This is a genomic window from Nocardia huaxiensis, assembly GCF_013744875.1.
GTDB lineage: Bacteria > Actinomycetota > Actinomycetes > Mycobacteriales > Mycobacteriaceae > Nocardia > Nocardia huaxiensis.
Window position 1 is genome coordinate 1151294 of sequence record NZ_CP059399.1, and the last position, 11696, is coordinate 1162989.

Consider the following 11696-nt stretch of genomic DNA (forward strand, 5'->3'; position numbering starts at 1 on the left):
GCCTGTTCGGCCGTAGGTTTCAAGCAGCGGCGCGAGGACTCGGAAAAATTCTTCGCGATCCGGGAATGCCTGCGCGCTGTCTAACCTTCTATGTATCGATGATCGGTTAGAACGACCGACCGTGGAACACGCTCTACCAGAACAGGATCCGACTCATGTCTCGTCTGCCCCTGATCCAGCCCGACACCGCCACCGGCAAGGCCGCCGACCTGCTCGCCGGTGTACAGAAGGCGCTCGGTGTCACCCCGAACATGACCAAGGCCATGGTCAACAGCCCCGCCGTGCTCGAGGCGTACCTGGGCTTCTCCGGCGCGCTCGGCGGCGGCGCGCTCTCGGCGCCGATCCGGGAGCGGATCGCGCTGCTGGTCGCCGAGGAAAACGGTTGTGACTACTGCCTGTCCGCGCACTCCTATATCGGCGCCAACATCGCCAAGCTGAGCGCCGACGAGATCCAGGCCGGCCGCCACGGCGAATCCGCCGACGCCAAGGCCGCCGCGGTACTGACCTTCGCGACGGCGGTCGTCCGCACTCGCGGTGGCGTCGAGGAATCCGACATCAAGACCGCCCAGGCGGCGGGCCTGACCGACGGCGAGATCACCGAAGTCATCGCCAACGTCGCCCTGAACGTGTTCACCAACTACCTGAACAAGGCCGTAGACACCGACATCGACTGGCCGCTCGTGCGCCACCACGAGCACTGACCATGCGCCCCGCGAACGGCCCGGCCCTCACCTCTCGGGGTGGGGGCCGGGCCGCGTCGCGCGACAGCGAGGAGCCATCGCGGGCTTCCTCACGAATTTCTTTGTGCCCGTAGCGATCACACCACCCGGCAAGTACTCGGAAACATTGCCTGACCTGGGCGAATGACTCCCCTGAAGTGCCCTCGGCAGGGCCCGATAAGAATGGGAACAGTACCGACCAGCATCTTCTTTTGGGGCAACTGGTCATCGAAGCCGATTTCGCCCTGAGTAGCGGCGGGCATTAGATCTCGAACTCCGCGTCCGGATGCCCGTGTAGACGGCTTTCGCGAGTATCTCGGACTTGGGTCCGCATCACCTTGTATCGGTGCGAGCCCCGCGCCGACGCCGATGCCCTGTTCGCGCAAGTGGGGCCGTGTTGCTGACCCGGACCCTCTTATCGACATCCTGTAGCTGATATTTGGCGATTGCAGGGTGCCCGTCCGCGCCGTCGTTCAGCGTCCGTGCCAGGGTTCAGGGGTTTCTCGGGTGTCGAATTGGTTTTGGGCGGTGATGATTTGGGCGACATTCTGCTCGGCCCAGGATTTGAAGGCATCGGTTGGGGTCCGCAGGCTTTCGCCGAGTGGGGTGAGGGTGTATTCGACCTGGGGTGGGATGGTGGGGTGCTGGGTGCGGGTCAGCAGGCCGCTGCGTTCAAGGCTGCGCAGGGTCTGACTGAGCATTTTCGGGGAGATTCCTTGGAGGCGGCGTCGGAGTTCGCCGTAGCGCAGGGTGCCACCCCCCAGGGCCGCGATCACCAGCAGGGCCCACTTGTCCGCAATGAGGTTCAAGACCATGCGGGCGGGGCAGTCGCGGAGATAGGCATCAGCTCCGCCATAGTCGCGCAGGTCCAGGGTGGTATCCATTAGGTACGTATATATCAATTAGGTGCCTTCTTCACAACGGATAGTAGTGCGCCGAACATGGTGGGCATGCGAATCACGATTCAGGAAGACTTCGGTGGCACAGAGGTTCTCGAGGTCAGAGAGGTGTCTCGGCCGGAGCCGGGACCGGGGCAGGTGCTGATCGCGCTCGGTGCGAGTGGTGTCAATCCGTTGGATGCCGTGGTGCGGGCGGGGAGTTACCAGCCGCGGGACGGTGCCGGGGGCGAGGCGGTCGACTTGCGCGAATCCGGCTTCGCTGCACAGCCGTTCACGCTCGGCTGGGATGTCGCGGGGACGGTGATAGACGTCGGACCAGGCGTGTCAGTGTTCCAGCCGAGTGACGAGGTGTTCGGACTGCTCGCGTTTCCCGAGCTCGCCTCCGCGCACGCGGACTACGTCTTGGCCTCTCCCAATGAACTGGTGCATATACCGGACTCGCTGACAATGCAGCAGGCGGGTGCGCTCCCGCTGGTCGGGCTCACGGCCTGGCAGGCGCTCGTTGGCATCGCGAATATCACTGCCGGGCAGCGAGTTCTGGTGCATGCGGCCGCCGGTGGGGTTGGGCATATCGCGGTGCAGATAGCGAAGGCTCGTGGGGCCTATGTCATCGGAACCGCGAGCGCCGCCAATCGTGAGTTCGTGCTCGAACTGGGCGCGGACGAGGTGATCGACTATCGGGCAACAGAATTCGAGAAGGTTGTCGATCCGGTGGATGTGGTCTTCGACCTGGTCGGTGGTGCGTATGCAGAACGCTCGCTGGCGATTCTGAAGCCCGATGGGCACCTGATTGCCGCAGTGGGTGTCTACCTCGGCATCACGCCGGAGCGTGCGACCCAGGCCGGGGTGCGGTTCGGCTATGTGGATGTCCGTCCGTCGGCCGCCGATCTGACCGAGCTGGTGCGGCTGGCTGAGGCCGGCGCGCTGACCGTGCGAGTCGCGCACGCCATTCCCTTGGCCGATATCGCCAAGGCTCACGAGTTGGTCGAAGGTGCGCATGTGGCCGGAAAAGTGGTCGTGGTTCCCTGAGTGACCACGGCGCCAGGACCGGCGGCTGCGGCCGAGTTCACATTGTGAGCCAGCCCATTTCCAGCCCACGATCTCCAGCTCGCTCACTAGCGTTGCTGCGCAGAGGGTTTCTGTTCGGCAAGGGGGTCGGGATGAGTGCACACGTCGTAATTCTCGGAGCGGGATACGCGGGCCTGGCTGCGGCGAAGCGGCTGGGGCGGGCGAACGTCGTTGTGACAGTGGTCAATCCACGCGCAGAGTTCGTGGAGCGAATCCGGCTGCATCAGCATGTGGCGGGCACCTACGACGCCACGCGGCCTCTCGAGGAGCTATTGCCCGCCGGTGCGGAATTGCGGCTCGGGTCGGCTGAGCGGATCGATGCCGAGCGCCGGATTGTGCATCTCGGGGACGGGGGACAGCTCGAGTACGACTACTTGATCTATGCCGTCGGCAGTGGCAATCGCAGGACGTCGATTCCGGGTGCGGGGCGATACGCGGTGGGTCTGGATTCCTGGGAAGATGCGGTCGAGGCGCGAAAGCGATTGCTGGGACTGGCTCCAGGGGCCGTGGTGAGTATCGTCGGCGGCGGCCTTTCCGGTATCGAGACCGCCGCCGAGCTGTCCGCACTCAGGTGCTTCACTGTTCGGCTGGTCACCGCAGGACAGCTCGGAGCGAGTCTGAGCGGACCCGGCCGCGCCAAGGTTCGCGCGTTCCTCGCCGGGGCGAATGTCGAGATTCTGGAACATGCGGAGGTCGCCGAGATCACAGACGGCAAGCTCGTTCTCGGTGGCGGGCAGACCCTGCCGAGTGACCTCACGATTGCCGTGGCCTCGGTCAGCGTCCCGGATCTCGCTGCGCGCAGCGGCTTACACACCGATACGGACGGAGCACTCTCGGTCGACCAACGATTGGTCAGTACCAGCAGTTCGAACATTGTCGGGGCCGGTGATTCGGTGCGGCTCCCGCGGCCATTACGTATGAGTTGTCAGGCCGCTGTTCCTTCCGGCGTGCGCGCGGCGCATACCGTATTGGCGCTCAGACGGGGGCGGACTCCGAAACCGGTGCGCCGCAAATTCGTTGGCCAGGCAGTGAGCCTGGGCCGGGATGACGCCCTGATACAGCTGAGCACCCTCGACGACACCCCGATTCGATTTCTTGTCACCGGCAGATCGGGAGCGTTGACCAAAGAGTTAGTTTGCCGGAGCACGCTGACCCTCGGACAGGTCGGCCCGCTGCGGTCCGGGTGGAGTTGGTGGCCGGGCAAGTGAGCGCTGTGCGCCATCCTTTTGACGCTGAAGGTGCTCGCGGCATGACCGCGCCAGCCGAACATTACATGCCGTCAAGGCTGAAAGGCCATGTACCACAACGCCGTTAATATTCTACTATCGCATGTAGTAGTCAAGGATGTTTCGTCGCTGCTGGGGCCGGAGGCTGTATTCGAGTCGGCGGTTCCAGGATCGAAGGAACATGGGAGGGATCGAGAAATGACGACCGGACACATCACCGTCATCGGGGGCGGGCTCGCAGGACTCACTGCCGCGATCGCGTGCGCCGAATCGGGCGTGCGGGTGAAGCTGTATGAGGCGCACGCAACCCTCGGGGGCCGTGCACGCGCTACCGCGGCACCCCACATCGCTCATGATGGCGCCCACGTCTTCTATGCCGACGGCCCCCATTACACCTGGCTGCGCAAGCGTGGCTTCGTAGCTGGGCTGGGTTGGCCCTCGATCCGCGATGCGGGCGGGCTCGGGTTCCGGGTCGACGGACGACTCCGTCGTCTACCACCTGTGCGCATGTTGCGAGCGCAGGCGCGTTTCGATCTGACCGCACCCGTCGACGTCGAGTTTCGAACCTGGGCCTCGAACCGCTGGGGCGAAACCACCGCCGGACAGCTGGCGAACGCAATCAGCGTTGTGACATACGACGCCGACACCGGACGCCTCTCGGCGGCCTTCGTCTGGGATCTCGTTCAGCGGGCACTCGGTCCGCGTGTACCCGCCATCCGCTGGGTACGTGGCGGATGGCAAATGGTGGTCGACAGGATGGCGGCACGAGCTGTCGAACTGGGCGTCGTCATCGAGACCGGAAGCCGCGTCACCGAATTGTCCACTGCCGCAGGACCGGTCATCGTCGCCACCGAACTGGCATCGGCGCGTGGGTTGCTCCACGACGACACTCTGATCGGCACCAGCGGACATGCCGCGCTGCTCGACTTCGCGGTTCATTCCCGTCCCGGTGACCGCACCGCCGTCTTCGATCTCGATGAGGGCGGATACCACGAGAGCTACACCATGCAGGACGACACCATAGCCCCGCCGGGACAATCACTGTTCCAGTTGCAGATGCCGGTACGCCACAAAGAATCCCATGCGGACGCGCATCGACGACTCGCGATCTTCGCCGACGCCGTCGTCCCCGGCAGGTGCGACCGGATGACCTTTTCCCGCACCGCCATTGCGAAAGGCCGCACCGGCGCACTCGATCTTCCGGGCCGAACCTGGCGCGACCGGCCGGCTGTCGAACGCGGTGACGGCCTCTTCCTGGCCGGGGACATGGTCGCGGCTCCCGGCATGCGCGGCGAAATCTCGATCAACAGCGCCCTGCACGCTGCGGCATCCGCGGTGAAAGACCTCGAGAGCCGAAGAATCAGGGCTTGGTAACCGCCGATTGCAACGTCGACACCTGCCGCATATCGCGTTACTCGGATAGGCCAGCCGTGGCTACACTGGTCAATCCTGACGGCGCCGATCGCAAGTCGCTTCGAGCGCAAGTTCTACGGCTCCAAGGACGATCAGTTCTTTCTCGATCTACAGCGGGTTGAACGAAACTCCGTCATGGAGCCACGATGTCGAGCTGATCCTGTTCCACGAGTGCGGTGGGATTACCAAGGTGCTGGTCACGCGGGACCGGATGTGTATGGCCGAACCCACTGGCCGAACCCACGGGCTGGTCCGAAGTCGACGAGATCGAACATTGGTTCTGCGGCTGCTCATTCGACACTTGAATCGAGCCCGAGCTCCGATCAGCTGGCTATGGAGCGCTATAGGTGCTCTGAACGGGGGTGCTAGCTGACAGCAACCCCGGATGATGCGAACCTGCGACACGCGACCTGCGGTTTCTTGGTCGCGTAGATCTGCCCGCGAATCGGAACCATCATCTGACCTGGGCGAATGATGGCCCGAGAAGCGCCCTCGGCGGGGCACTATATGGATGGGAACAGGACCGACCAGCATCTTCTTACTGGTCGACTGGTCATCGAAGCCGATTTCGACCTGAGCACCCTCAAAGCGCCAGGAGGCCAGCGGGGCTGAGACCAGCCGGTGACGACGGTTGGTCCGACCAGTTCGGGCGTGCTGTTGCTGCCGTGACGCCTGCCATTGGTAGAACGCTCCGACGCCACAGTTGGCGCAAACCTCCGAAGTTGCCCGCCCGATCCGGCTCGATACTAGCCAGACCGGTCGGAAATTCGCTTGCCTCAATGTTTTTCGGATCACGGCATAGCCATGCGAGTACACTTGGCGCGACGGCGGACGATCGCATGTCATTCGATATCGAAGCGCACGACCATCGTTCGAGCGCCGCTCCAGACCCCGGCGGATCGACCAGCGATCCGGACAGGGGCAGCATGAATTTCAATAATCACAACATCGGCCCTGACCACGGTCCGCAGCCGCGAACCCCACCTCCTGCCGGCGTTCAGCAATGGTCTGTCAAGGCGGTCACGCGAGGCCCGGAACACTTCGAGCGCATATTGCCGGACATCGTCATCGCGGCCGACGTGAACCTGGCCGCTGAGGCCCTGTGCGACCGGCTCGCCGCACCCGAGTCCCCGGCCGAACGCCGCTATCTGATCGCCACGGTCACCCCCGAGTTCGACGCTGCCGCCACCCGGGACCGCCTGGCGTGGTCGAATCTGCTGACATGGTGCGCAGACGGATGGGCCATGAGCCAATGGCTGCCGGATACATGGCGGCGATCGTGTTCGCCGCCACCGCTTCCCGATCAGGGTCTACCCCTCCTCGGTGACGACGCCCGGGCAGGCCGCATGCCCCGGCTCGGTCGGCCAGGGGACTAGTCTGATGGTTCAGACCGCTTACCGACATCTCGCGGTCAAGCCGTGGCGACAGCCGACCACGCCGGACGGGAGCGAGCGATGACCACCGAGCCAGGGGACGACCCCGGCGGGATGTCGTGAACGCCGCACGCTCGGCGTCGGCGCGCTTTCTGTCCGCTCTGCACGATCTGGCCGGTAACGGCCACGACACGCCACTGCGAGGCGGCCGCCTGTGCGAGATCTGCGTGCAGGTGCTCCCGATCTCCGGGGCCACCATCGCCGCTGCGATGCCCGACGGCGGCTGGGATGTCCTCGGCTCGGTCGGCCCCGCCGCCGGATGGCTCGCCGACGCCGAAATCGCCACCGGCGAGGGCCCGGGACCCGACTGCCACCGCGACGGTGCTCCCGTGCGCGTCACGAATCCGGCTGCCACGCTCGCGAGCGGCCGCTGGCCTCTGCTCGCCCAGTGGGATCGGATGCCCACCCTCGGCGCGGTGTGCTCGATCCCGTTGCAGCTGGGAGCGATTCGCGTCGGCTTCCTGGATCTGCTCGACGCCGAGCAGGTACTGCGCAACCCCGCGACATACGCAGACGCGCTGAAGATCGCCGACGTCATCACCACCGCGCTGCTCTCGGCGCTCACTCCGCCTGCCCCACCCGTCGACGACGCGGCGGTGGGACCCTGGTGGGAGCCGACGGTTTCGACCCGAGAGATCCATCAGGCCACCGGCATGGTCGCGGTGCAGCTGGACACGAGCGCGGCGGTCGCCTACGCGCGGTTGATCGGACACGCCTTCACCACCGGCCGTCGACTCGACGAGATCGCAGGCGAGGTGGTGGCGCGGCGCTTGCGGTTCCGGCCCGAGCCCGACGGACGGGACCGCGACCCGGAACCCGGACCGGCACCGCAGCCAAAGCCGGAGCGTTGAGGCGGCCAGTGCGACTCAATAGAATTACCTACAGAAAAGGCGGTCCGAGGATGGCGCAGAACGATGGTGCACTGACAACGGCGCTCATGCGATTGGTGGACACCTTGGTCGTCGACTACGACCCGGTTGAGCTGACACAAGAGCTCGTGGACACGTGTGTCGATCTACTTCCCGCCGACGCCGCCGGACTGCTGCTGGCCGACACCCATGGCACTCTGCAGGTGCTCGCCTCCACCTCCGAGCAACTCCGGCTGCTGGAGTTGCTGCAGATCCAATCCGAGGCCGGGCCGTGTCTACAGGCCTATCGCACCGGCGAGCAGGTCTTGATCGGCGACCTGGCCACTGTCGCAGCCGACTGGCCGTTGTTCTCCGAAAGCGCCGTTGCCAACGGCTTCCACGGGGTCTGCGCGCTACCGCTGCGACTGCGCGAGGAACGCATCGGAGCACTCAATCTCTTCACCCGCACCGCCGATGTCCTCCGCGCCGAAGACCTGCGTGTCGGGCAGGCACTGGCCGACTTCGCCACCGTCGGCATCCTGCACGCCCGCATCCTCGCCGATACGCTGACCGTCAACGAACAGCTCAATACCGCCCTCAACAGCCGCGTCATCATCGAACAAGCCAAAGGCATGCTCGCCGAACGCGCCGACCTCGACATGGACACCGCGTTCCAGATCCTGCGTCGCCACGCCCGCAACCATAACCGCCACCTGTCCGACCTCGCCCGCGCCGTCGTCGACCGCACCATCGCCCTCGACACCCTGCTTACCGACCCGAAGCGCTACCGGTAGACCCCCGGCGCGCGATCGGAATGCGCCATGCCGATCGGCAGCCGCCTTCGTGGCGGATTACTCGTCACGGCAACCGGATTCAGCCGAGGAAGACGAACTCGACCGCGGATGCGAGCACCGTGTCGGGGCAGAGTCGTCGACGGGTGGATCGGGAGGTGAGCGGATGTTCCGCGAGCAAGCGCCACCAGTCCAGGCGATCGGCGAGTTCGTCGAAGTAGAGTTTGGCCGCCACCAACACCGGCGCGCCCGGGCAGTAGGTCGTCGGCTCACCCGTCTCGGCAGCGGCCGCACACCCCAGATCGATGCTGAACGAGTGTGCACGCCCGTCGGAATCGATCTGCTGGACCTCGCCGCCCGCGACCCCCTCGCGAATCGCGGACCGAGCATAGTGTATTCCGTTGGCGGACAACGGGATACCTGCAACGAACAGACGTGCGGGAAGGCCCGGCGGGCAACGATACGTACCCGTCAACCGCATCAGATACGGGGTGATCAGGCTCGCCCGCGAGTCGACACGGACTCGCGCCGGGCGCACGACGACGATGCCGGAAAGGAGAACATCTTCGCGCATCGGATCTCTCCGAATCAGTCGAGTTGTTGTGCGGCAGACACTTTCAGTTCACCACGAACCACCGGCCCGCGCACGCGACCCGCACCGCTCGAGCGGGTGCGCCGCCGATTCGATCAGGAGTATCGTTGCACTATCGGTGGCCTCTCGAATCCGGTCGCAACCAGACCGCTTCGTCACACGATTCTCGAGCAACCCGGCCGGTCTCGGCCGAGACAGGAGCGTCACCAATGACGCCGCAGCTCACTCGCGCCCGTCACCCGTCGCGCGCCGGCGTCGATCCTGGACTCCGCCACGGTGAACCCACGCCACGGGTCCTGTTGAAACCCCCGGCGTCCGCGGCCACCACGAACAACACCTCTACCGCCGTAGATCTCCTGCAGACCGGTATCCGCAGGCGTCGAGAGCGGAGGCGGCGAACCACCACGACCCGCCGGTGGGCCGGGCACCCGACATCACCCAACTGACCTGGCCGGCAACGATGGATCGCTTCGACTTCGTGAAGAGAGATGTTTCCGCGACTCTCGACATCACGGTCCACGCCGACACGGTGCTCGAATTCCAGATCGCGGTCGCCCACCAGCCCGGAATCGACCTGACCGAGTCGATGGACTTCATTCTCGACAGCCGCGGTCTCCAGCCACGCGAAGTCCTCGGAGCGCATGGCACTCGTATTCACCAGGTGAGCTCCCCCGCGGGCAGCCTTCGAGTGTGCTATCGCGCCACGGCCCTGGGATCGGCGACGGCCGAACCGGTCTCGGGCCATGACCTTTCGATGTACCTGCGGCCCAGCCGATTCGCCGAGTCCGACAAACTGCTCGGGTTCGCCGCAACCGAATTCGGTTGCGGAATAGGCGATCTCGGTATGCCCGCGCGGATCTCCGCCTGGGTCGGCAGCAGGATCTGCTACCTCGCGGGCAGTAGCGACCCCATCGACGGGGCCGTGGAGACGCTGCTGTCCGGCGCTGGGGTGTGCCGCGACTTCACCCACCTCGTCGTCGCGCTGTCGCGGGCCGTCGGAGTGCCCGCGCGGGTCGCGGCCGTCTACGCCCCGGGCTGCATGCCGATGGATTTCCATTCCGTCGCCGAGGCTTTCGTGGACGGCGCGTGGCGAGCATTCGACCCGACCTGCCTCGCCCCGCGGGCCGCCCTCCTGCGGATCGCCACCGGCCGCGACGCCTCCGATATCGCCTTCCTCGCCAACCATGGTGGCGACATCAGCATGAACGGCCTGTCCGTGCACGCCACCATCGACGGCCCGCTGCCCATGGACGACATCGGTCGATCCATCGCGATCCGCTGAGCGCGAGCCCCGTATCCGGCGGGGGTGTAGTGTCATCGGCACGGTGATTGCTCACGCGCCGCCGACCCGGCAGCGCCATCGCCGAGAATCAGACCGCACACGGTCAGACGGGAGCGTCCACCATGGCGCTGCTCCATCACGGTTCACCTGATCACCCCGGCCCGCGCCAAGGTTGAGCGCTGTGACCATCCACTCCGCGCGCTTTGCCGCGACGCCCGCTGGTGTGACCGATGACGACGACGGCGTGAGCGCTTTCCTGGTACTCGGCGACGATCTGGTGCGCACCCTGACCGACGCGCTGCAGCGGCTGGACCTGCTTCGCGGCATCCTCGATGACACCGAATCGACACTGCCGCAACAATATTCGGCAAGAGAAGAGGTTCGCGAGCTGTTCGCGGCCGTCGAACTCGACGTCAGATCCGCCAAGAACGCCATGCTCTCGATCGCCGGCGCGTGGCCGATGTCGGCGGCGGGGCGCTCCGGCGCGCTGGTCATCCGCTCCACGCCCATCCCTTGACCGGCGCATCAATGGCACACGGGTGCAAGATTATTCACGGTCAGCCCGTTCGATCAGGCCATGTTGTCGCGCCACCGCGACGGCGGCCGGTCGAATCACCGAGAGCCGTCAGCCCATGCCGAAGCCTGCCGCGTCAGGCACAGGAGAGCCAGTTCATGACACTTCCCTGGACGACCGTGTACGGACCGCGGCGCACCGGCCCACGCCCGCTCCGCCTCTCCCTGCGGGACCCGGCCGCCCCTAAGGGGCCCGTCGATGGCGCCTGGTGGCCGAGGTCCAAGCAGCCCGCCGCCGAACTGCACGAGTTGGTCGCGGCCGTCGCTACCCGGCTCGGTTCCATGGTTCGCGTTGGATTCGATTGGCGAACAAATGATCCCGATAGTTTCACGCGCCGTGGCACCGCAGCCGTCGCCACGACGAGCAGGGCCGGCATCATGTACCTGTTCGGAAGCAACGGCGCACGCCTCGACGTGCTGGTCATCCCCGCGGACACCCACCCGAACGCGGCCGCCGCCCAAATGCGCTGGGCCTCCGGCAAACCGCAGCCCAGTCCGACAGCCCGGCCGCGGGCGCCGGAGAAACACCGTGAAGTGACGAAATCCCGCCCTCGGGTACCGGGGATCGGCGCATGATCAAGGTCTTCCCAGCCGATGACCGCGAGTTGGTACGCCGCGGGCTGTTCGGCCTGCTCGCCGCCGATCCCGAAATGACGGTGGTCGGCGAGGCCGGCACCGTCTCGCACGCGCTGGCTCGAATCCCGGTGCCGCGGACCGATGTGGCCGTGGTGGATGTGAGTCTGCCCGACGGCAACGGCATCGAATTGTGCCGGGAACTGCTGTCGCGCTCGGACGAACCGCGGTGCCTGGTCCTGACTGCCCACACACAGGGCTTCACCGCCGGTGGCGACC

At 65.8% G+C, this 11696-nt stretch carries 12 protein-coding genes and 1 pseudogene; 11 read left to right on the forward strand and 2 right to left on the reverse strand.

Annotated features, from left to right (window positions below):
• Nucleotides 1-155: 155 nt before the first annotated feature.
• A complete protein-coding gene (locus tag H0264_RS05260) occupies nucleotides 156-701 on the forward strand; it encodes a carboxymuconolactone decarboxylase family protein (RefSeq protein WP_181582916.1) in 546 nt (181 codons plus the stop codon).
• 491 nt (nucleotides 702-1192) lie between these two features.
• Here H0264_RS05260 and H0264_RS05265 read toward each other — a convergent pair whose 3' ends face one another.
• Entirely contained in the window at nucleotides 1193-1603 is a 411-nt protein-coding gene (locus H0264_RS05265; RefSeq protein WP_181582917.1) for a winged helix-turn-helix transcriptional regulator, read from the reverse strand.
• Nucleotides 1604-1756: 153 nt separating this feature from the next.
• On the opposite strand from H0264_RS05265, the gene H0264_RS05270 reads away from it, so the two are divergent.
• The 6 genes from H0264_RS05270 (at nucleotide 1757) to H0264_RS05295 (ending at nucleotide 8400) form a co-directional block, all read left to right on the forward strand.
• Nucleotides 1757-2647: an NADP-dependent oxidoreductase gene (locus tag H0264_RS05270; RefSeq protein WP_244976106.1), complete on the forward strand. Its 891-nt coding sequence runs from the start codon at nucleotides 1757-1759 to the stop codon at nucleotides 2645-2647.
• A gap of 131 nt (nucleotides 2648-2778) precedes the next feature.
• Nucleotides 2779-3894, forward strand: coding sequence for an NAD(P)/FAD-dependent oxidoreductase (locus H0264_RS05275; protein ID WP_181582919.1), 1116 nt, complete (start codon nucleotides 2779-2781; stop codon nucleotides 3892-3894).
• Nucleotides 3895-4110: 216 nt separating this feature from the next.
• On the forward strand, nucleotides 4111-5286 hold the full coding sequence (locus H0264_RS05280; protein WP_181585311.1) for an FAD-dependent oxidoreductase: 1176 nt from the start codon (nucleotides 4111-4113) through the stop codon (nucleotides 5284-5286).
• Nucleotides 5287-6377: 1091 nt separating this feature from the next.
• Entirely contained in the window at nucleotides 6378-6701 is a 324-nt protein-coding gene (locus H0264_RS05285; protein WP_181582920.1) for a hypothetical protein, read from the forward strand.
• 116 nt (nucleotides 6702-6817) lie between these two features.
• Complete coding sequence (locus H0264_RS05290) at nucleotides 6818-7609, forward strand: ANTAR domain-containing protein (RefSeq protein WP_067712292.1); 792 nt, start codon at nucleotides 6818-6820, stop codon at nucleotides 7607-7609.
• Nucleotides 7610-7659: 50 nt separating this feature from the next.
• A complete protein-coding gene (locus tag H0264_RS05295) occupies nucleotides 7660-8400 on the forward strand; it encodes a GAF and ANTAR domain-containing protein (RefSeq protein ID WP_181582921.1) in 741 nt (246 codons plus the stop codon).
• Nucleotides 8401-8479: 79 nt separating this feature from the next.
• Here H0264_RS05295 and H0264_RS05300 read toward each other — a convergent pair whose 3' ends face one another.
• Nucleotides 8480-8971: a hypothetical protein gene (locus H0264_RS05300; protein ID WP_181582922.1), complete on the reverse strand. Its 492-nt coding sequence runs from the start codon at nucleotides 8969-8971 to the stop codon at nucleotides 8480-8482.
• A gap of 496 nt (nucleotides 8972-9467) precedes the next feature.
• On the opposite strand from H0264_RS05300, the gene H0264_RS05305 reads away from it, so the two are divergent.
• The 4 genes and pseudogenes from H0264_RS05305 to H0264_RS05320 all read left to right on the forward strand — a co-directional run.
• Entirely contained in the window at nucleotides 9468-10271 is an 804-nt protein-coding gene (locus tag H0264_RS05305) for a transglutaminase-like domain-containing protein (protein ID WP_181582923.1), read from the forward strand.
• Nucleotides 10272-10452: 181 nt separating this feature from the next.
• The gene (locus H0264_RS05310) at nucleotides 10453-10788 is read left to right on the forward strand and encodes a hypothetical protein (protein WP_181582924.1); all 336 of its coding nucleotides are present in this window, start codon (nucleotides 10453-10455) and stop codon (nucleotides 10786-10788) included.
• A 155-nt stretch (nucleotides 10789-10943) separates the two neighbouring features.
• Nucleotides 10944-11420, forward strand: coding sequence for a DUF5994 family protein (locus H0264_RS05315; protein WP_181582925.1), 477 nt, complete (start codon nucleotides 10944-10946; stop codon nucleotides 11418-11420).
• Nucleotides 11417-11671, forward strand: a pseudogene (locus H0264_RS05320) (response regulator); the annotation flags it as partial. The gene H0264_RS05315 and the pseudogene H0264_RS05320, both read left to right, overlap by 4 nt.
• Nucleotides 11672-11696 lie beyond the last annotated feature (25 nt).